Origin of the sequence: Asticcacaulis machinosus (assembly GCF_028550435.1) — a bacterium.
Classification (GTDB): domain Bacteria; phylum Pseudomonadota; class Alphaproteobacteria; order Caulobacterales; family Caulobacteraceae; genus Asticcacaulis; species Asticcacaulis machinosus.
Genome location: NZ_JAQQKV010000001.1, coordinates 460,158 through 479,227, shown reverse-complemented (window position 1 = coordinate 479,227; position 19,070 = coordinate 460,158). Strand labels below are relative to the sequence as shown.

Annotated in this window: 20 protein-coding genes; 7 read left to right on the top strand and 13 right to left on the bottom strand. The window is 52.3% G+C overall.

The window, feature by feature from the left end; all coding sequences use genetic code 11:
* Nucleotides 1-132: 132 nt before the first annotated feature.
* The 3 genes from PQU98_RS02325 to PQU98_RS02315 all read right to left on the bottom strand — a co-directional run bounded on the left by PQU98_RS02325 (nucleotide 133) and on the right by PQU98_RS02315 (nucleotide 3,973).
* Nucleotides 133-1,917 (bottom strand): acyl-CoA dehydrogenase C-terminal domain-containing protein, encoded by a 1,785-nt coding sequence (locus tag PQU98_RS02325; protein ID WP_272743259.1) that lies wholly within the window; start codon nucleotides 1,915-1,917, stop codon nucleotides 133-135.
* 44 nt (nucleotides 1,918-1,961) lie between these two features.
* Nucleotides 1,962-2,378, bottom strand: a complete 417-nt coding sequence (locus PQU98_RS02320; protein ID WP_272743258.1) for a MerR family transcriptional regulator — start codon at nucleotides 2,376-2,378, stop codon at nucleotides 1,962-1,964.
* 140 nt (nucleotides 2,379-2,518) lie between these two features.
* Nucleotides 2,519-3,973 (bottom strand): hypothetical protein, encoded by a 1,455-nt coding sequence (locus tag PQU98_RS02315; protein ID WP_272743257.1) that lies wholly within the window; start codon nucleotides 3,971-3,973, stop codon nucleotides 2,519-2,521.
* A gap of 179 nt (nucleotides 3,974-4,152) precedes the next feature.
* On the opposite strand from PQU98_RS02315, the gene PQU98_RS02310 reads away from it, so the two are divergent.
* Together PQU98_RS02310 and PQU98_RS02305 are read left to right on the top strand one after the other, a co-directional pair.
* Nucleotides 4,153-5,826 carry a lysine--tRNA ligase gene (locus PQU98_RS02310; RefSeq protein WP_272743256.1) on the top strand — a complete coding sequence of 558 codons (1,674 nt, stop codon included), beginning with the start codon at nucleotides 4,153-4,155 and terminating at the stop codon, nucleotides 5,824-5,826.
* A gap of 56 nt (nucleotides 5,827-5,882) precedes the next feature.
* Nucleotides 5,883-7,019, top strand: coding sequence for a serine hydrolase domain-containing protein (locus PQU98_RS02305; protein WP_272743255.1), 1,137 nt, complete (start codon nucleotides 5,883-5,885; stop codon nucleotides 7,017-7,019).
* Nucleotides 7,020-7,024: 5 nt separating this feature from the next.
* Here PQU98_RS02305 and PQU98_RS02300 read toward each other — a convergent pair whose 3' ends face one another.
* The 4 genes from PQU98_RS02300 to PQU98_RS02285 form a co-directional block, all read right to left on the bottom strand.
* The gene (locus tag PQU98_RS02300; RefSeq protein ID WP_272743254.1) at nucleotides 7,025-7,660 is read right to left on the bottom strand and encodes a S24 family peptidase; all 636 of its coding nucleotides are present in this window, start codon (nucleotides 7,658-7,660) and stop codon (nucleotides 7,025-7,027) included.
* Nucleotides 7,661-8,265: 605 nt separating this feature from the next.
* A complete protein-coding gene (locus PQU98_RS02295) occupies nucleotides 8,266-8,625 on the bottom strand; it encodes a hypothetical protein (protein WP_272743253.1) in 360 nt (119 codons plus the stop codon).
* Nucleotides 8,626-8,758: 133 nt separating this feature from the next.
* Complete coding sequence (locus PQU98_RS02290) at nucleotides 8,759-9,166, bottom strand: PaaI family thioesterase (RefSeq protein WP_272743252.1); 408 nt, start codon at nucleotides 9,164-9,166, stop codon at nucleotides 8,759-8,761.
* Nucleotides 9,163-9,615 (bottom strand): PaaI family thioesterase, encoded by a 453-nt coding sequence (locus PQU98_RS02285; protein ID WP_272743251.1) that lies wholly within the window; start codon nucleotides 9,613-9,615, stop codon nucleotides 9,163-9,165. Before PQU98_RS02285 ends, PQU98_RS02290 begins: the two co-directional genes overlap by 4 nt.
* A gap of 139 nt (nucleotides 9,616-9,754) precedes the next feature.
* On the opposite strand from PQU98_RS02285, the gene queC reads away from it, so the two are divergent.
* Complete coding sequence (gene queC, locus PQU98_RS02280; protein WP_272743250.1) at nucleotides 9,755-10,483, top strand: 7-cyano-7-deazaguanine synthase QueC; 729 nt, start codon at nucleotides 9,755-9,757, stop codon at nucleotides 10,481-10,483.
* Nucleotides 10,476-11,123, top strand: a complete 648-nt coding sequence (gene queE, locus PQU98_RS02275; protein ID WP_272743249.1) for a 7-carboxy-7-deazaguanine synthase — start codon at nucleotides 10,476-10,478, stop codon at nucleotides 11,121-11,123. The genes queC and queE overlap by 8 nt, the downstream gene beginning before the upstream one ends.
* 3 nt (nucleotides 11,124-11,126) lie before the next feature.
* Here queE and PQU98_RS02270 read toward each other — a convergent pair whose 3' ends face one another.
* The 5 genes from PQU98_RS02270 to PQU98_RS02250 all read right to left on the bottom strand — a co-directional run bounded on the left by PQU98_RS02270 (nucleotide 11,127) and on the right by PQU98_RS02250 (nucleotide 14,570).
* Nucleotides 11,127-11,585, bottom strand: a complete 459-nt coding sequence (locus PQU98_RS02270) for a COG3650 family protein (RefSeq protein ID WP_272743248.1) — start codon at nucleotides 11,583-11,585, stop codon at nucleotides 11,127-11,129.
* Nucleotides 11,586-11,588: 3 nt separating this feature from the next.
* Complete coding sequence (locus tag PQU98_RS02265) at nucleotides 11,589-11,825, bottom strand: NF038104 family lipoprotein (protein WP_272743247.1); 237 nt, start codon at nucleotides 11,823-11,825, stop codon at nucleotides 11,589-11,591.
* Nucleotides 11,822-12,520 carry a pirin family protein gene (locus PQU98_RS02260; RefSeq protein ID WP_272743246.1) on the bottom strand — a complete coding sequence of 233 codons (699 nt, stop codon included), beginning with the start codon at nucleotides 12,518-12,520 and terminating at the stop codon, nucleotides 11,822-11,824. The genes PQU98_RS02265 and PQU98_RS02260 overlap by 4 nt, the downstream gene beginning before the upstream one ends.
* 117 nt (nucleotides 12,521-12,637) lie before the next feature.
* Nucleotides 12,638-13,738: a chorismate synthase gene (gene aroC, locus PQU98_RS02255; protein ID WP_272743245.1), complete on the bottom strand. Its 1,101-nt coding sequence runs from the start codon at nucleotides 13,736-13,738 to the stop codon at nucleotides 12,638-12,640.
* A gap of 88 nt (nucleotides 13,739-13,826) precedes the next feature.
* Nucleotides 13,827-14,570 (bottom strand): DnaJ C-terminal domain-containing protein, encoded by a 744-nt coding sequence (locus PQU98_RS02250; protein WP_272743244.1) that lies wholly within the window; start codon nucleotides 14,568-14,570, stop codon nucleotides 13,827-13,829.
* A gap of 112 nt (nucleotides 14,571-14,682) precedes the next feature.
* Between PQU98_RS02250 and pdxH the strand changes: the two genes are divergently transcribed.
* Nucleotides 14,683-15,351, top strand: coding sequence for a pyridoxamine 5'-phosphate oxidase (pdxH, locus tag PQU98_RS02245; RefSeq protein ID WP_272743243.1), 669 nt, complete (start codon nucleotides 14,683-14,685; stop codon nucleotides 15,349-15,351).
* Here the strand turns inward: pdxH and PQU98_RS02240 are convergent, their stop codons facing one another.
* Nucleotides 15,352-15,966, bottom strand: coding sequence for an HAD family hydrolase (locus PQU98_RS02240; protein WP_272743242.1), 615 nt, complete (start codon nucleotides 15,964-15,966; stop codon nucleotides 15,352-15,354).
* 55 nt (nucleotides 15,967-16,021) lie between these two features.
* Between PQU98_RS02240 and PQU98_RS02235 the strand changes: the two genes are divergently transcribed.
* Both PQU98_RS02235 and PQU98_RS02230 read left to right on the top strand, forming a co-directional pair.
* Nucleotides 16,022-17,446: a bifunctional aminoglycoside phosphotransferase/ATP-binding protein gene (locus tag PQU98_RS02235; protein WP_272743241.1), complete on the top strand. Its 1,425-nt coding sequence runs from the start codon at nucleotides 16,022-16,024 to the stop codon at nucleotides 17,444-17,446.
* 238 nt (nucleotides 17,447-17,684) lie between these two features.
* Complete coding sequence (locus PQU98_RS02230; RefSeq protein WP_272743240.1) at nucleotides 17,685-18,407, top strand: DUF1499 domain-containing protein; 723 nt, start codon at nucleotides 17,685-17,687, stop codon at nucleotides 18,405-18,407.
* Nucleotides 18,408-19,070 lie beyond the last annotated feature (663 nt).

Here is a 19,070-nt window from a genome sequence, read left to right as displayed (position 1 = left end):
CTATAGCCGCTTAAGGCGGGACTATTTCGTGCGTTGCAATAGTTAACGCAGGGTGTTCGGGTTTGTTAACCCTTTTTTCAGTGAGCGATACCCGGTTTACGGGTTTGTGATGCGTAAATGTCCCTAAATTGGCTAAAACTGATCGTCGGTCAGAGCCATTAGGGCCTCTGAACCGCTCTTTAGCTTCAACAGATGCGAATCGGCTTCGGGCAAGACGCGCTCAAGGAAGACGCGACCGACCTTGAGCTTGGTGTCATAATAGGGATCATCAGAGCCCGCATCGACCTCTGCTTGTGCGGCCTCAGCCATCATGGCCCACATGTAGTTGAGGCTGGTCAGGCCGAACAGGCACAGGTAATCCATCGATGCCGCCGCGGCATTGTCCGGATTGGTCATGCCGTTTTGCATCAGCCACATGGTGGCGTCCTGAAGCTTGGCCTTGGTGATTTTCAGGGCAGCGACAAATTCGGGCGCTTTGCCTGTTTCATGTTCGGAAACATAGGCGTCGATTTCGGCAAAGAAGCTCATGATAGAGCGGCCGCCTTTGGACGGCAGTTTGCGGCCCACCAGATCCAGCGCCTGAATGCCGTTGGTGCCTTCGTAGATAAGCGTGATGCGGACATCGCGCATATATTGCGAGGCCGGGAAGTGCTCCGTAAAGCCGGACCCGCCGTGCACCTGCATGGAATCTTGCGTGACCTTAAGGCCTTTTTCGGTCAGATAGCCCTTAACCACCGGTGTGAGCAACGCCATATAGTCGCTGGCTTTTTCACGGGTTTTTTCATCCTCGGAGGCGTGAGCGAGATCGGCTTGCAACGCCACCCAGGCGATGAAGGCGCGACCAGCTTCAAGAATGCTGCGGCTCTCCAGCAGCATCCGGCGCACATCTGGGTGCACTAATATGCTGTCAGCCGGTTTGTCCGGAGATTTGGGCCCGGTCAGAGCGCGGCCTTGCAGGCGATCCTTAGCGAATTCGGCGGCAGCAACATAGGCGGCGTGCCCGATCGCCAGCCCTTGCAGACCCACGCCAAGACGGGCGTTATTCATCATGTAGAACATGATTTTCAAGCCTTCATGCAGGTTGCCGAGCAGCCAGCCGGTTGCCTCTTCATAGACCATCACGCAGGTCGAATTGCCGTGAATACCCATCTTATGTTCCAGCCCGGCGCAGTGCAGGCTGTTGCGCTCACCGGGGTTTCCGTCGGCATCGGGGATGAACTTGGGCACCAGGAACAGGGAAATGCCCTTGACGCCTTCGGGCGCACCTTCGGCGCGGGCCAGCACCAGATGGCAGATGTTGCCGGTAAAGTCATGTTCACCGGCACTGATCCAGATTTTCTGGCCGGTGATGGCGTAGGTGCCATCGCCCTTGTCCTTGGCCTTAGTGCGCAGAAGGCCCAGATCCGTACCGCAATGGGGCTCGGTCAGGTTCATGGTGCCTGACCATTCGCCGGAAATCAGCTTGGGCAGGTAAAGGGCTTTTTGCGCATCCGTGCCGCCGGCGGTTAGGGCGGCGATCGCGCCTTCGGTCAGGCCGGGATACATGGCAAAGGCTGAACTGGCGCCCGTCAAAAACTCCGAAAAGGCCATGTTGACGAAATGTGGCAAGCCTTGACCGCCATAGTCGGGTGATCCGCTTAATGACGTCCAGCCCGCTTCGATTAGGGCCTGATAGGCCTCTTTATAGCCATCGGGAGCCGTTACACTATGGTCAGCATTGAGGACGCAGCCCTGCTTATCGCCGGGGCCATTGAGCGGGGCAATCACATCCTGCGCGAACTTGGCCGCCTCATCGAGGATTTGCATGACCGTATCAAGGCTGGCGTCACCAAACCCCGCCAGATTAGTAAGGCCCTCGATTTTGAAAACCTTGTCAAACAGAAACTGATAGTCGCGTACGGGAGCTGTGTAAGCCATGATTGCCTGCCTGTAGTAGCGCGGTCCTTATGTCGACCGCGGAGTTATTTATTTTCGAGTTTTTTCAACTCATCTTCCATCCACGCGCAGCCATTTTGCATATCGTGAATGGCGCCTTCCAGATCTTCGCGCTGGCGCTTGAGGTTTTCGATCTGGACGCGGTATTTGGCCAAGGTCGCCCGAATTTGTTGAGCGCCGCGGTCCTTGGGCGTGTATAGATCGAGAATTTCATGAATTTCAACAAGGGAAAAGCCCAGTCTCTTGCCACGCAGGATGAGCTGAAGACGGGCCCGATCACGCGCGGAATAGATGCGGGTCTGTCCTTTGCGCTCAGGCGATATCAGGCCCTTATCCTCATAAAATCTAAGGGCGCGCGCGGTGACATCGAATTCCTTCGATAACTGGCGAATGGAATAGGTGCGGGGTTTTTCACCGGTATCGAGGGTATGCGGCGTTTCCATCGGTCTTTTGTTTACATTGACGTTAACGTAAACTTACCTCTAATGTTAAGCCGCGTCAAGTCATGCCTTATACAAGCCATATAAAAACGAAAAGCGCCGGTTGAAACAACCGGCGCTAAACATAATTAGAAACTCAAGGATTAATTTAATTTAAATATGCGGGCTTTTATGCTTGTACCGCTTGAATCTCCCAATGTCCCGCTAAGGTCTACCCAGGTCACTAAAAATCCGTTTGTGTTCAGCGGCGTGACTGCGGGGAAGGTTTGATTGCCTGAGGTGTAGGTATTTACCAGAAATTCGCTGCCGAAGCGCGTTCCTGCGGATGTGAATACCTGTCCTTTCAGACCGAAGCCATCGGTATCTCCTAAAACACCGCTAGTGTCGCCCCAGATCGCCACAAAATGTCCATTAGGCAATCCTGTAATCTCAGGTGCAACCTGGCGACCAGCCGTATTGGTCGCCAGTGTAATGATCGTGCCTATGCGCGCACCAGTCGCGTCAAAAATCTGCGCATAGGCTTCATCTTCAGTGCTTGTGGTGGCTGTGGCCTCGGACCAGGATATGACGAACTGACCGTTCGGAAGGGCAGCTATACTTGGTGTCGATTGAAGTAAGCCCGGCGAGTCCTTGATTAGGAATTCGCTGCCGACTTTTGCGCCGGTGCTGTTATATATTTGAGCCCTTAACTTGATGATTAAATTGCCACTGACTGAGCCGTTATAATCCTGCCATACAATGACAAAACCGCCATTAGTAAGCGCGGCGACACGTGGTGTACTTTGTTGGCCGGTCGTCGATGTATTTACAATAAACGCGGGTGATAATTCATCAGCATCTGCTGTAAAAAGTTGAGCCTTTACGGACAAGGAATCTCCATCACCGCCCAACATAGCCTGAAGATTATGTTCAGTCCAGCTAAGCAGTAAGCGACCGTCGCTCAACGTGGTGAACTGCGGCTGACGCTGGCGTCCGGCAGCACCTATAAGTTGGCCATTATAGTTATATGTAAGGGGAGGCACGCTCGCATCGGTGAGGGCGGTGCCTGTCGCCGAAAACTCACGGGCAAAAATAGGGCCATCGGTAGCTGCATTTGCCGGTGTGGTGGTGATGTGTCCGTTGGAAATATAAACTATGCCAAAGCCTCCGCTTTGCAAACGGGAGATACTTGGCTGTATGTGACGATGGGAATTATTGCTGAAAGCTGTTCCTGACGAGGCAATAATCTCGGCACCGGATTTAATACCATCTGCGGTTACAATCTGTGCCCTGATCTCTGAAAGTGGGATGCTGCCTACAGTGCCAAGGCTGGTAACCCAGTTGATAACGACATTGCCATTATTAAGGGTTGTCGCCCGTGGGGCGGTCTGGTCGAGCTCAACACCTGTATTTACTAAAAATTCGTTGCCGCCAACATAGGCTGTGGCCGCAACTGACGAAGACGATGACGAGGAGGATCCTCCGCTCCCTGATCCTCCGCCCGATGATCCGCCGCCTCCGCCGCCACAGGCATGAAGGCTGATGATTGCAGGCATAATTAGCCAGATCGCTAACCGCCGCTTGTGACGGATCGCGGATGAAGGATTTAAAGATTTCATAGAATGCCCCCCCATAAGCAAATAATTACGGAAAGCATAAACCCGGGATATGACATATTTGCAATGCCATAGGTTGAAAAAATATGGGTTCGTCAATTGCGGGCTGTTCGTATGGCTTGACACCTGTGGGGTGTTCCGCCAAGGCATGTGGCATTAAGAGTTTCACTAAGGGTTAGTTCATGTCCCAACAGCTTTCAACGCTCGCACACGTGGGCCGCGCATGGCCTTTTGAGCAGGCCAGAGCCACTTTGGCGCGTGTGCTTAAAATGCGTCTGAAGGATGCCGGGGATCAGAAACGGGCGCTGGAACTTATTCAGGCGGGTAAAACCGACGAAGCGCTCAAAACCTTTGAGGGCTTGGGGCGTGCGATCATATTTGAAACCGGCTATGGCCCGTCGGGGCTGCCGCATATCGGTACCTTTGGCGAAGTGGCGCGCACCACTATGGTGCGTCAGGCTTTTGAAGCCCTGACGGACGGTGCATGGCGCACACGGTTGATTGCGTTTTCGGATGATATGGACGGCCTGCGCAAGGTGCCGGACGGTATCCCGAATTCTGAGGTTTTGCGCGAAGACCTCAATAAGCCCCTGACCGTGGTACGCGATCCGTTCGGGACGCATGAAAGCTTCGGGGCGCATAATAATGCCCGTTTGCGGGCTTTCCTTGACGGCTTTGGTTTTGAGTATGAATTCATGTCCTCAACCGACTGCTACAAAGGTGGCATGTTCGACGAAAAGCTTTTGCTGGCGCTGGAGCGGTTTGACCGGATTCAGGCGGTCATGCTGCCGACGCTGGGGCCTGATCGTCGGGCGACCTATAGTTGTTTCCTGCCGGTATCGCCTAAGACCGGCAATGTGCTGCAGGTGCCGACGCTGGAGCGCAATGTGTCCAAGGGCACGATTGTGTTTGAGGAAGAGGGCGAACGCTTTGAAATTCCGGTCACCGGCGGCCATGTCAAAATGCAGTGGAAGCCTGACTGGGCGATGCGCTGGGCAGCCCTTGGGGTTGACTACGAAATGGCCGGCAAGGACCTGATCGACTCGGTTAAGGTATCCTCCCAGATATGCAAGGTTCTGGATGGTGTTCCACCCGAAGGGTTCAATTACGAGTTGTTTCTGGACGAGGCCGGTCAAAAGATCTCCAAGTCAAAGGGCAATGGCCTGACAATGGAGGATTGGTTGCGTTATGGCGCGCCGGAATCTTTGGCCTATTACATGTTCCAGTCGCCCAAATCAGCGAAAAAGCTTTATTTCGACGTGATCCCGCGGGCCACGGATGAGTATTTGCAGCAGTTGGAAGCCTACCCAAGGCAGGAAGCTGAAAAGCAGATCGAAAATCCGGTCTGGTACGTTCATCGCCGTGATGTGCCGCCAAAGGCCATGCCGGTGACCTTTGGCTTGATGCTTAATCTGGTGTCGGCAGCCAATGCGTCGGACAAAGAGACGCTGTGGGGCTTCCTGCGCGCCTATATCCCCGGCGCTACGCCGGAGTCCGAGCCGTTGCTGGATCGTCTGGCGGGCTATGCGCTCAACTATTTCGAAGACTTCGTAAAGCCGGCCAAAACTTTCCGGTTACCGGATGAAAAAGAACTGGCGGCCTTGAAGGATTTACGGGCTAGGTTTGCGGCCCTTGACCCTGAGACCCGCGACGCGGAGATCATTCAAAATCTCGTCTTTGAGGTCGGAAAAGTACACGAATTTGAGCCGTTACGGGCGTGGTTTCAGGCACTGTATGAAGTCTTACTGGGGCAATCCCAAGGGCCGCGCTTTGGGTCATTCGTCGCGATTTTTGGGCTGGAACGCACTATCGCTCTACTGGATCAGGGCATCAGTGGCGAGTTGGCCGGGGCCTAGACTTAAAGCGGTATTAGATTAAGATTATCCCCCGGTTGGTTTTCCGGGGGATTTTTATGCGTGGGTTTATCCTTGGCGTACTGGCTTTACTACCGTCTATGGCGACAGGGCGCGATATACCTCAGCCATCAGCCATAAATGCTGAGGTCGCGCGGGTTATGACGGAAACCGGTGCGAAGGGGATAGCGATTGCCGTTATTGATCAAGGCCAGGTCATTTATGTTAACGCCTATGGTGTGCGTAATGCCAAGGGGGATCCTCTCACCGAAGATACGGTCATGTATGGTGCATCACTGACCAAGACGGTGTTTGCCTATACAGTCATGCAATTGGTTGATCAGGAGCGGATCGATCTGGATACTTCAATTGAAGAATATCTGGCTGCACCGTTGCCGTCATATAATTCTCCAGACATCGTCAATCGATATACGGACTGGTCGGCGCTTGATGAGCGCTGGCGAAAACTGACGCCGCGGATTTTACTGGCTCATAGTTCTGGTTTTGCCAATTTCGGCTTTCTGGAACCCGATGAAAAGCTGAGGTTTCATTTCGACCCTGGGGCGCGCTATGCCTATTCAGGTGATGGGCTGCTGACATTGCAGTTCGCGATTGAAACGGGTTTAGGGGGGAGTCTGGGCGCTGAGACTGACCGGATTTTCAGCACACACGGAATGACAAGCACAAGCCTGATCTGGCGGGAGGATTTCGCCCAAAATCTGGCAGATGGCTGGGATATAAAGGGTGTGCCCGAACCGCATGACGAACGATCAAAAGTTCGGGTGGCCGGGTCTATGGATACGACTATTGCCGATTTTGCCAGATTTGCCGCGGCTTTCGTAAGAGGGGATGGCCTGAGTGCTGAAGCGCGGGCAGAAATCGTCAAGCCTCAGCTTAAAATTACGACGGCGTCGCAATTTCCAACCCTTCAGCCGGAACTACCTGCCGAAAGGCAACGGCCGGATTTATATGCCGGTTTGGGGTTAGTGGTATTCAGCGGGCCGCAGGGGCGTGGCTTTTTCAAAGGCGGTCACAATGATACCACCGCTAACACCTGGGTCTGTGTCGAAACATCAAGGCGCTGTGTTGTAATATTGTCCAATGATGTGCGCAGCGAGACGATGTTTCCGGAACTGGTCAGATTTATTCTGGGGGATACGGGGGTACCCTATGAATGGGAATATGGTCTGAAATAGGTGGGCTACTGGCTGGCCCAGACAATACGGGCAATCCACATAATATGAGTGCGTTCAATCATCCGATTTGGAAAGTTTGGATTGAGTGAGCGCAACTCTATTGACAGATGCGTTTCGCGAACCAGTTCCTTGGCCATGACTTCTCCGTCTGTCGTTTTAACCACAACCCTGTCACCCCGCCGTAAATTCGGTCCCGCATGAGGATCAACCAGGATACGATCGCCGTCACGATAAAGCGGCATCATGGAATCGCCGGATATTTCCAGCGCATAGAGCCCCGCATGGTCTTCGGGTAATTTGATCTCATCCCATCCTTGTCCTAACGGGTAGCCCAGATCATCGAACAAGCCGTCACTGCCGGCCTGCGCCATGCCAATAAGCGGAATGCCGCGTCCCTGATCGCGTCCTTCGGCCAGCAGTGCGAAATCAGAAAATTTAATGCCTGTTGCCTCTAAAAGCTTAGACAGGCTCTCGGTTGACGGCCACCGCGGTCGGGGCGGCTGGTCACCTGATAAACGTTTTGATTTGTTGAAGCTGGTTGGGTCAAGTCTGGCGAGGCGCGCAAGACCAGACGGCGTTGTCGCCATCTTGTTCGCAAGGGCATCAATGGCGGCCCAGATGTTTGTGTGTGACAGTGCCATCGTAACCTCAATCTATTCGTAATAGTAGATTTGGGTTTGGGAATGTCAACCTAAGTTTAGGAATTTAGTCTCTTTGTTGTGCGCTTTATGCGAACGGCGGACAAAGTTCCTATTAATAAGGCCAAAAGTACACCGTACCCCGAAACGGCCATGACGGTGTAATACGCCCATTGACTGGTTGCTGTATTGGTCGGTGTGGGTTGACTGCTGTATGCAATATGAACGGTCACGCTGATGGCTTGGCAGAAACAGGCCCATACGGGCCATGCGTTCACTGATTTCCAGCAAAGCATTATAAACGTGGTTAAGCATACAACATCCCGAATAACGAAAGCAAAATGTATGGCTTCTGAAAGCTTGGGCTGAAGGGCAATCGCAAAACTATATGATGAGGCATAAATAAAGCCGGCAATTCGTTCTCGCCAAGTTCCTAAACCTAACGCCAGACAACATATAGCTATAACAATAATGGTTCCTAAACGGGCATCGAACAACTGGAGCACCGCATCCCCCTGATAGGCACAACCATATATCCCGGCGATTCTCGGATTAAATCCAGACCGCAGATGTATTTATGGGTGCGCCTGACCAGGGGAGGGCTTAGACTAAGCTTGTTCGCTTAAAGGTTGAAGGCCGCCTTGCGTGGCGGTGGTGTCTTTTTCAGGCTTATCGAGAATTGGACCGACAGCGACGGTACGCAGACCGATATGATTTTTTATATCCTTGAGTGCCTCATGGGCTTGTCCCATGTGAGTTTGAGCTGTGTTAAGCGCGATCATAGCCTTGAGGGTATGTTCATGAACATCATTTCCCATTAAGGTTGACATATGAATTGAGCGGCGGGAAGTTACATAACTTTCAATAAGTTGTGCTGCTTCTGATAGTGCGGTGTCTATGGCTTCCTCAGTGATGTGCAGTTGGCTGGTTACGCCCTTAGCGACAGTGATTTTATGTTCACGGGACATGCATAACTCCTCAAAATTTAAGGGCCCGAAAGTTGGACCGAAAAGCTCAATACGAATCACCAAAATTCAACTTTGGCGGGATTATGGTTTATTATAATCGTAAAAAGAGCAATTGAGAAAAATGCAATCTTGGCTATAAGTTTAAAAGAAAATGGCTTTGTAAGGTGGCGATAGGCAGGGTCTTATTATCCTGCCATGCAATGACTTCGACATTGGCAATCGAGCGCCCAACGCGGTTTAAATGCGCGCGGGCAAAGGTGTCTAACGCCTTCCCGCTTCTCAGGTACTGAACACTGACATTGATAGGTTTGGGCAGATGACTGTAATTTTCACTGACCGATAATTGCGTCATGGCAGCCATTTCCATGAAGGCGCCAATAACACCGCCGTGCAGGGCGGGTAAAACCGGATTGCCGATAAGTTTGTCATTGAATGGCAGCTTGAGCGTCAACTCATTCCCGGCCAGTTCCATGCTCACGTTCAGGAATCGCGCAAAGGGTATGGACTGCAATATTTGGCGGGAGGCCTCTGACAGTGTCATAGCGGCGGCACCTTGGTGGGGGCGGAGGTTATGATAAAGGCAGCCTGGGCGGCCGCTATCGGATCGGTGGCGGTGTCTTCGTAGGCAAAGGCGCGTACAAAACCTATCGATCTGGTTAGTTTATAACATTTGGCGGTTATGATCAGATCCTCACCCGGTTTGGCTGCGCGCATATAGTCTATACGCAGATCAAGTGTGGCAATGGGTTTGAATTCATCAAGGCGATCCCAGACCGCCAGCCCGCAACCATGATCAAGCATGGCCGTCAGGACACCGCCAGCCAGAACACCGGATTGCGGATCGCCCACAAGATCATCGCGGTAAGCTAAACCCATGCTGATACCGTCCTGAGATTTGCCTATATAATAGGCGCCAATAGCCTGCATATAGGGCGTGCCGTCTATGATGGCCGCGAACATATCCGAAAATGGAGGAGGCGGGGTGCTCATATGTTGATTTTGGCCTAAGTTGACGTTTGGGTCAAATAATTAGCGTGCTGATGTTTATAAAAGCCTTGCCAAATGGTGCTCACAGGCTCTTAAAAGGCCACTTTTAATACAAGCGCATTGTTAAGGAGCCCAAAGGTTCATGGCACACGAACTGGATAGTATTGCGGCGGAGAGGTCGGCTCTGGTTTTATTTTCCGGTGGTCAGGACTCAACGGCCTGTCTGGCGTGGGCGCTGACGAATTTTGAACGCGTTGAGACCATTGGCTTCGATTACGGCCAGCGTCACGATATTGAAATGACGACGCGCTTGAATGTCCTTAATAAAATCCGCGATGTTTTCCTGGCAGCCAGTCGTTTGGGTGAAGACCATGTGGTTGATCTTAAAGGCTTCGGAGCCGTGGCCGAATCGTCGCTGACGCGGGTACAGGAAATCAAAATGTCCGCGCGCGGACTGCCCAATTCCTTCGTGCCGGGGCGTAATCTGGTATTCTTTGTCTATGCCGCTGCTGTGGCGGATCGACGGGGTATTGATCATCTGGTTGGCGGGATGTGTGAGACCGATTTTTCAGGCTATCCGGATTGCCGTAAAGATACGCTTGAGGCGATGGAGCGCGTTTTAAATTTGGGTATCGAGCGGCCTTACCGTATCGATACGCCATTGATGTATCTGACTAAGGCTGAGACCTGGGCCATGACGCACGATCTGGGCGGTGATGCGCTTGTCGATCTGGTTCTGGAGGAAACCCACACCTGCTATCTGGGACAGCGCGGTGAGCGTCACGCCTGGGGCTATGGTTGCGGGACGTGCCCGGCCTGTGAATTGCGGGCATCCGGTTTTGAAAAATGGCGATCGGGTGCCGATGTATAGTTTCAAGGAAATATTCCTGACGCTACAGGGCGAGGGCGGCCAAGCCGGACGGGTGGCGGTGTTTGCGCGCTTTGCCGGTTGCAACCTGTGGAGCGGCCGTGAAGAGGATCGCCACAAAGCGCTATGCAATTTTTGCGATACGGATTTCATAGGTACTGACGGCGAGGGCGGCGGTAAATTTGCGACCGAGGCTGATGTGGTCGAGGCGCTAGATCGATTTTGGGGGGATTTGCCGAGGTCGGAAAAGTCCGTAGTTTTCACAGGCGGGGAGCCGCTATTGCAACTGGATGCCGCTTTGATTCAGGCGGTTAAAGCCGCAGGCTATTTTATTGCGGTGGAATCCAACGGTACGATCGTAGCGCCAAACGGCATTGACTGGCTGTGCATAAGTCCTAAGGCAGACAATGCCCTGAAACAAACCTCCGGGCAGGAACTGAAACTGGTTTACCCGCAGACTGGCGTCGATCCAGAGGATTTTTCGGGGCTGGATTTTGAGCGCTTTTATCTGCAACCCAAGGATAATCTTGGGCCGGATAAGGCTGAGCAAATGGCAAATACGCAAGCTGTGATCGCCTATTGCCTAAAGCATCCCCAGTGGCGCCTTAGCCTTCAAACCCATAAAATGACGGGTATAAGATAGCCTTTAAGGGCGATTGAGTTGCAAATCTGTCGTTGGGGCGGCGCAGCCCTGCATGACCTTGCCCTTATAGGTGACCTGAGCGGTTAAGGGGTAGGCGCGGTCGCTCATGCCGTCCGAGCAGGTTGCCGCGGTCAAAGCAATAGTTAACTCATCATGGCGCAATTCGGCCGTGTCTGCTGTGACCGTGAAGGGGGCGGCAGACAAGGTTATGTCAGCTTCGTCCGGACGTTTGAAAACAATACCCGAAGAGGAGGTTGTGACGCTCCAAAACGGTTCGGTGCCCAGAAGGGTCAGGGGCTGATCAAGGTCGACGCCATTCAGATTATGGGCCGGTAGCGCGCTGACCTGAGCGGGCGCTGAAGCGGGCTCAGGATTGTCTTCCGGAGGCGAGGTGTCGGTATTGGCGGGCGAGCAGGCGGTCAAACATATGAGAACGATGGCTAAGTAACCCATATGTCGCATGGCCTAATCCTCGTCTTTGTCTTTTTTCTTTTTGTCTTTTTTCTCGTCATCACCGTCGGGTATGGCGGCTCCAACCACCGCGCCGGTGGTTTTGACGGCAGCACCCGTAACCCCTACCGCCGTGCCGACCACAGCGCCCGTTACCGCAACGGCGACACAGCCCTGTAGGAACAGGGCTGTGCCAACTAAGAGAATGAGACCTGCAGGTCTCAGGACTGGTTTAATCCCAGATTCTATCATTGAGCGTCCATCAAAAGGATTTCCGCATCCTCCAGAGCTTCAATCGTCAGGACGGCTTCATCCTTGATTGCAGCGCCATCACGCGGGCCAAGTTCGAGTCCATTTAACTTAACACGTCCGTGCGCCAATACCAGATAGATATGTCGACCGGGCTCAGTTGCATAGGTTTCGGTTTGACCTTTGAGCAAGGTGGCCCCCAGCAAGCGGGCCGGGGTTTGAATTTTCAACGCGTCTTCATCAGTGTCAAAGCCTGACGCCAGGGTTACAAACTTACCCGACCGGTCGCTTTTCGGAAACGGCTTGGCCCCCCAGCGCGGCGCGATGCCGCGTTTATCCGGCATGACCCAGATCTGGAAAATCTCAGTGGTTTCCGGCTCAAGATTGTATTCTGCATGGCGGATACCGGTGCCTGCCGACATTACTTGCACATCGCCAGCTTCGGTGCGGCCGGTGTTGCCGAGATTGTCCTGATGGGTAATGGCGCCCTTGCGGACATAGGTGATAATTTCCATATCACTATGGGGGTGAGGCGGAAAACCTGATTTGGAATCAATAACATCATCATTCCACACGCGGATAGAACCCCAGCCCATATTGCCGGGGTCGTAGTAACTTGCGAATGAAAAGTGATGGCGTGTGTCGAGCCAGCCGTGGTTTTCATGAAAGAGTTTTTCAAAGGGGCGATGCTGTATCATGGTAATCTCCTTAAGGGCTTTGAGGCCCTCATCGATTGAAGTTGTTACCAATATAGCGATATCGTTCGTCCCTAAAAGTCATGCAACTTTGCATGCTGTGTTGCAAAATATGCAACCCTATCCCAGGCTGAAAACAACATTACCGGTTTGGCCACGATGGCGTAGCCAGGCGTCCAGAAGCGTGCAGGCCATCATGGCTTCGGCTACCGGCACGGCGCGGATGCCTACGCAGGGGTCGTGGCGGCCTTTGGTGCGGATATCGACCTCGTGGCCTTCGATGTCGATCGATTTGCGCTCGGTCAGGATTGATGAGGTCGGCTTAAGGGCTAAGCGGGCAATGATCGTCTGGCCCGTAGATATGCCGCCCAGTATGCCGCCGGCATGGTTGGACAGAAACTCCGGCTGTCCGTTATGTATGCGCATCTCATCGGCATTGTCTTCGCCCGACAGCGTGGCGGCGTTAAAGCCTTCGCCAATCTCAACGCCCTTGACGGCGTTGATTGACATCAGATTGGCCGCCAGATCGGAATCGAGTTTGCCATAGATAGGTGCGCCCCAACCGGCGGGTACGCCATCGGCCTGAACTTCGACCACCGCGCCGATGCTGGAGCCGGCCTTGCGGATGTCATCGAGGTAATCCTCAAACGCTTTTACGGTTGAGGCATCGGGCGAAAAGAACGGGTTCTGATCAACCTGCGCCCAGTCCCATTGGTCGCGGTTGATCTTATGGGCACCCAACTGCACCAGAGCCGCGCGAATCTTTATGTCGCTAAAATGAGACTGCAAAACCTTAAGGGCAACCGCACCGGCGGCAACGCGGGCGGCGGTTTCACGGGCTGACGACCGGCCGCCGCCGCGATAGTCGCGGATGCCGTATTTGGCGAAATAGGTATAGTCAGCGTGACCAGGCCGGAACTGTCTGGCGATTTCACCATAGTCTTTTGAGCGCTGATCGGTATTTTCAATCATCACCGATATCGGGGTCCCCGTAGTCTTACCCTCGAAAACGCCGGATAAGATTCTGGCCTCATCGGCTTCACGTCGCTGGGTCACAAAGCGCGAACCGCCAGGTTTGCGGCGATCCAGCGCCCATTGCAAGTCGGCCTCAGTGAGCGGGATGCCGGGAGGGCAGCCGTCGATGACGCAGCCCAGAGCCGGGCCGTGGCTTTCGCCCCAGGTGGTGACACGGTAAAGATGACCAAAGCTGTTGTGCGACATGGCGTCAGGGGCTCACGATTAAGTTGGGTTTCGCTTAAACCAGATTGATTTAACGTGCAAATTCTAATCGGAGATTGAGGTTGGTGAGTTACCCCCACCGCGCAGTAAAGCGGTTTAAAAGTTCGGCCGCGGGTTGATGAGGCACGTCACGCGCTGAGAGGCGAACATAAAGATCACCCGCCGTAAAACCACCTCTGGCGGGTAAGCCCAGTCCTTTAAGAAGCAGACTTGAGCCGCTGCTGGCCGGTCCTTTGAGCGTGATTTTTTGCACACCCGCAGGGGTATCTATAGATATTTGGCCCCCTGAATTCAGCACGCATGGTTCAATTTCAGTATCAATCAAGATATCGTTTCCAGATATTGTTATGTTTTCATCCAGTGCGATCTCGACACAAAATAATAACGCGCCTTGGGATGTCGTGTCGCAGGGACTTAAATGGCCGTTTTTAAATCTTAAAATTTCGCCTGCCCGCAATCCTTTAGGCAGGCTGATGCGTAGCCGTCGTAAATGATTGAGCGACTGAACCGTATGGTCTTGTTCTATAATATCAAGACTAACCGGAACGTCGCAGACAATATTACCACCATGAATGGCATGATGCGGCGTAATGTTAAGGGGAATGATGTCGGCGTATTGGGGCTGCGTAGTCTCTGGAACCTGAGTACCCATGAGGACATCACGGGCCACAATCATCAAGCGCAACAAGGCGTCGGAGGTTGGGTTAAGATCAGGATGAACATCTTTTATACGTCCGCGAAATGCCGATTTTATGTCGGTTTCACTGACGGGATCGCAAAGTCCCAGAATTTTGAGCGCGTCGGTTCTGTTCATTCTGAAAAGAGCCACTAAATTTAGATTAGCCAGTTTTAGGCAACACGGCTACATAAGCGCTGAAAGCGTCAAAAAGCGGTTAATTTACGGTTATCTATACGGAGAAACTATCATGGCGTCTGACCTCATCCCGCACAGTCCGACTGAGGATGAATACAAGGCTGCACATGAGGCAAATGCGGCTGAGATTGATCTCAACGTGGCAGAACCCTTTGATCTGTTTGCGGGGTGGCTCAAAGAGGCGGGTAAAAAAGAGCTGAATGATCCCAATGCCGTGGCGGTCGCAACGGTTGATGAAGACGGCCTGCCGGACGTGCGTATGGTGCTGCTCAAAGATTTTGACGCCCAAGGTTTTGTTTTCTACACTAATACCCACAGCAATAAGGGGCAGCAGCTTGATCAGGCCGGTAAGGCTGCCCTTCTGTTTCATTGGAAAACCTTGCGCCGACAGGTGCGCATCAGGGGCGAGGTCACACGTGTGTCGGACGCTGAAGCCGACGCCTATTTCCATAGTCGCACCCGTAATTCCCAGATCGGAGCCTGGGCATCGGATCAGTCACGGCCTTTGCCTGACCGGTTCGCATTGGAAAAAAAAGTAGCCGAGATGGCTTTGAAATTTGGTATTGGCCCTATACCGCGCCCGCCGCACTGGACGGGCTATCGGATTGTACCTCTCAGTATTGAATTTTGGCGTGACAAGCCGTTTCGTCTGCACGACAGGGTGCTGTTTCAGCGGCGGTCTGTCACAGATAGCTGGGATAAGGTGCGGCTTTTCCCCTGATCACCAGGTGGACGGATCGGACAGGTAGTAGGGGCGTATATCCATTACCTTCATGCCGGCAGAGGTCGCCGCTTCGATGCCTTCGTCTGAGTCCTCGAAGGCCTGAATATGTTCAGGATTGATATTTAGCCGGTCGGCAGCGGTCAGATAAAGGTCAGGGTGAGGTTTACCCCTGTGGGTGTCTTCGATCGTGACTACAACGTCAAACTGGTCATAAAGCCCGATGGCGTGCAATGTGGCGGTCACTATCGGGGCCTGCCCGCCGGAGGCCACGCCTAAAGGGAGTATCCCTTGAAACTGGCGTACGATATCCGTAACAAACGATATCGGCCTAACAGCATCGATATGTTTTAAAAACAAGTCTGCATTGCGCGCGGCTATATCTTCAGGATCGAAGGTGATGCCCGTTTCACTGGCGAGTTCAGTCAGTAACTGATAACGCGACAGACCGACGCGCGCAGCGTAAAAACCAGTTTCAAAATTTATGTTGTAAAACGATAGAGCCTCTTTAAAAGCCCGGTAATGCGCCGGAAACGTGTCTGCCAAAGTCCCGTCACAGTCAAAGATAAGCGCTTTGGTGGTGGGGGGCGGGGTAAACTGTGGCGGTATTTTCATGCGCTTATATTAGAACCTGTGGCATCAAGGTCAATTTCGGATCGGGTAAAAAGATATGACAGACGATAAATCGACGCCCGATGCCGTGATCGCATATCTATCGCAAGATGCGGACAAGGTCATTACTACCTCTTGCGCCGTTGTTATTCTCAAAGGCGATCAAGCCTTCAAAATCAAAAAATCAGTTGATTACGGATTTCTGGACTTCACCACGACTGAGAAGCGTCGTGAAGCCCTGCTGCGCGAATTGCAGTTTAATCAGCGCACGGCACCTGACGTTTATCGGGAGGTTACGGCCATCGACGGCGAAGGCGTTCTGGTCATGCGACGTTTTGATCAGACGACCGTTTTGGCTGAGCAAAGCCGCGTTCACAAAGACTGGGCCCCCGATCTGGATTTGATGCAGGACTTAGGTGAGGTGATCGCTGATTTCCACGCGGGCTCAGATGTGTGTAGCGATGAAACTCATGCTGCGAATATTAAGTACGTCATTGATTCCAACCGGCATAACATAGGGGTATTTCGTGACCGGCTTGGAAACGCCCGTCTCGACGATTATGACCGTCTCGTATCGCAGGCTTACGAAGATGTGGCTGACATTGTGCGTACCCGATTTGATGGCGGGTTTGTGCGCAGGTGTCACGGTGACCTGCATCTGGGAAATATTTTTGTCGAAAACGGAAAGCCGGTATTATTCGACTGCATCGAATTTAATGAACGCTTAAGTCAGATCGATGTGCTTTATGATTTGGCCTTCCTGCTTATGGATCTGTGGGTGAGGGGGCATAAGGCCGCGGCCAATCGTGTGATGAATGCTTATCTGGATCGGTCGGCACGCTCTGAGAGTGACGTGCAGCGGTTATATGAGGGGCTCAAGCTTTTACCGCTCTATATGTCAGTGAGGGCGGGCGTAAGATGCCATGTGAATGCTCATAATGGTGATCTTGATCTGGCATCATCTTACCTGGATGCGGCGATCGCCTTTCTTGAGGTCACGAATGTCGGCTTTATGGCTGTGGGCGGGTTGTCAGGTTCGGGCAAAACGACTTATGCCCGATCAGTAGCGGACTCAAAAGGCCGGGCACCGGGAGCCGTCATTCTGCGTAGTGACGAAATCCGTAAGCGCCTATGGAGTTGCCCCCCGTTTGATCGCCTGCCGTCACAGGCCTACAGTGAAATTGAAACCGATAGGGTCTATGCGCATATCCTGAAACTGGCACGAATGACCCTTGAGGCGGGGCAGTCCGCTATAATTGATGCGACTTTTCGTGATCAAGCTCAGAGACGTTTGATGCAAAGCCTGGCTAATGATCTTGGGTTCAGGTTTGAGGGGGTCTGGCTTGATCTGCCAGCAGAAGAGCGGATGCGTCGTGTGGAGGCGCGCCGTAATGATGCTTCGGATGCGACGCCAGGCATTGCCAAATCTCAAACTGAAGTTACGGATTTAACTTCGGAATGGATAAGACTGCATCTGGGCTGACAGACACGAAAAATTCAATTTTCATTTAGCTTCAATGTGTTAAATTTCGTTTGAGGTGAAGTTGTCTCAAAAATGAGAGATGAATTCGCCATTATGACGTATCCCCGTGACGGTGGGGAGCGACTATGGGTTTTTATCAAAAACGGTTAGACGACATAAAGGTTAGGGCTGCGTAGACGTGTCAGAACAGAATCACTCACACATCAAAGAGCGCAAATCCGGGCCAAGTCTGGCTCTGATGGCCCTTCTGATCAGTTTATCGGCGCCCATTACACTTGCCGTGGCTATCTTTGGCAGCAAGGTCGACTATTTCGATTATGATACCAGCTTTAAGCTCCTGACCTTAACCTGGGCGCCTAAACTTGCGACCGTTAGCCTTGTGATCGGTCTGGTCTCTTTGTTGGTGGCTCTTTTTATGTCGCCGCGCCGGACCGGGCCACTGGCATTGGCTGCGGTACTCATTTCTGGCGGTGTTCTGGGAGGATTCTACCTCTATGAGCAAAAACTCAAATCGAGCCCCCCCATATATGATGTGTCTACAAACTGGGATCGACCGGTTACCTTTTCTGATAAGCTTATCAAGGAGCGTGGGCCCGATGCGCACGCGGTCGAAGATAGTCCGCGCGTGGCGAAAGGGACGTCATTCGAGTGGGATCTAAAGCCGATAGCTGATGTCAATGCCGTAACCTGTTCAGGAGCTCAGCCGGTTAAAAACAGTGCCATAACCGCCGATAAAGTGGCGGCCCAACTAAAGGAAGAGGGGTTTGTGGTGTTTGGGAGGTCTCCCTGGCGGGTTGAGGCGATTTATCGCGACCCTGTCTATGGGTTCACGTCAGATTTAGTGGTGCGGATTGATCCCGATCAAGCAGATGTGCGCTCCATCAGCCGCTATGAACTGGCTGATCTAGGGGGGAATTGCCACCGTGTTGTGCGGGTAGTTGAGATCCTGAAGTCTATGTGAGCCAGTTATTGGCGCGGCAATTGCTGTTAACTCCTGGTAAACCAATTCCGGGGGCTATTATGGCGCTAAATTTCGCATTATTTGTATCAAAACGAGCCCAGCGTATTGCGGCGGCTTTTTTGGTAATATTGCTGGCTCAAACCATCGTCGCCAGTTGCACGCCCGAACCCGTTATGCCGTATGCCGTGCGAATTACGGTAGAGCGTTAGTGAATCTTATGTGCATTTTTTTGAGAGCCGCGATTCATCTGCGCTTTCGAATACTTGTTACATACAGACACAATAACGGCCTCATTTGTGAGGCATATAGTTTCTCATTTAATTTTATATTTGTACGACAATCCGTTGGATAATTGGGATTTTCTATCATTTCAAATATTTATGAATTGATGTGTGTGCGGTGAAATTTTTAAATATAACCATCTGAATATATTTAAAAATTATGCAAATTGCACGAGGGGGGTTTTTTAGCGGAATCCGTCTCATTTCTCCGGTTAGGATATGTTGCTCCTCTGTTTCTAATGTGACTTTATTGAAACAGGTTTCATTTGAAATTGGCAAACCTGTGTCAGGCGATTGACGGATTTGTGACGTGAGGTCTTAGTGGGATTAACAACAGTTAATGTTGGAAACTGCGGTGGGTATAAAAATACCCTATAAAATA

Coding starts and splice junctions, on each gene's coding strand:
- PQU98_RS02325 (WP_272743259.1), bottom strand. CDS start 1,917: ATGGCTTACACAGCTCCCGTACGCGACTATCAGTTTCTGTTTGACAAG.
- PQU98_RS02320 (WP_272743258.1), bottom strand. CDS start 2,378: ATGGAAACGCCGCATACCCTCGATACCGGTGAAAAACCCCGCACCTAT.
- PQU98_RS02315 (WP_272743257.1), bottom strand. CDS start 3,973: ATGAAATCTTTAAATCCTTCATCCGCGATCCGTCACAAGCGGCGGTTA.
- PQU98_RS02310 (WP_272743256.1), top strand. CDS start 4,153: ATGTCCCAACAGCTTTCAACGCTCGCACACGTGGGCCGCGCATGGCCT.
- PQU98_RS02305 (WP_272743255.1), top strand. CDS start 5,883: ATGCGTGGGTTTATCCTTGGCGTACTGGCTTTACTACCGTCTATGGCG.
- PQU98_RS02300 (WP_272743254.1), bottom strand. CDS start 7,660: ATGGCACTGTCACACACAAACATCTGGGCCGCCATTGATGCCCTTGCG.
- PQU98_RS02295 (WP_272743253.1), bottom strand. CDS start 8,625: ATGTCCCGTGAACATAAAATCACTGTCGCTAAGGGCGTAACCAGCCAA.
- PQU98_RS02290 (WP_272743252.1), bottom strand. CDS start 9,166: ATGACACTGTCAGAGGCCTCCCGCCAAATATTGCAGTCCATACCCTTT.
- PQU98_RS02285 (WP_272743251.1), bottom strand. CDS start 9,615: ATGAGCACCCCGCCTCCTCCATTTTCGGATATGTTCGCGGCCATCATA.
- queC (WP_272743250.1), top strand. CDS start 9,755: ATGGCACACGAACTGGATAGTATTGCGGCGGAGAGGTCGGCTCTGGTT.
- queE (WP_272743249.1), top strand. CDS start 10,476: ATGTATAGTTTCAAGGAAATATTCCTGACGCTACAGGGCGAGGGCGGC.
- PQU98_RS02270 (WP_272743248.1), bottom strand. CDS start 11,585: ATGCGACATATGGGTTACTTAGCCATCGTTCTCATATGTTTGACCGCC.
- PQU98_RS02265 (WP_272743247.1), bottom strand. CDS start 11,825: ATGATAGAATCTGGGATTAAACCAGTCCTGAGACCTGCAGGTCTCATT.
- PQU98_RS02260 (WP_272743246.1), bottom strand. CDS start 12,520: ATGATACAGCATCGCCCCTTTGAAAAACTCTTTCATGAAAACCACGGC.
- aroC (WP_272743245.1), bottom strand. CDS start 13,738: ATGTCGCACAACAGCTTTGGTCATCTTTACCGTGTCACCACCTGGGGC.
- PQU98_RS02250 (WP_272743244.1), bottom strand. CDS start 14,570: ATGAACAGAACCGACGCGCTCAAAATTCTGGGACTTTGCGATCCCGTC.
- pdxH (WP_272743243.1), top strand. CDS start 14,683: ATGGCGTCTGACCTCATCCCGCACAGTCCGACTGAGGATGAATACAAG.
- PQU98_RS02240 (WP_272743242.1), bottom strand. CDS start 15,966: ATGAAAATACCGCCACAGTTTACCCCGCCCCCCACCACCAAAGCGCTT.
- PQU98_RS02235 (WP_272743241.1), top strand. CDS start 16,022: ATGACAGACGATAAATCGACGCCCGATGCCGTGATCGCATATCTATCG.
- PQU98_RS02230 (WP_272743240.1), top strand. CDS start 17,685: ATGGCCCTTCTGATCAGTTTATCGGCGCCCATTACACTTGCCGTGGCT.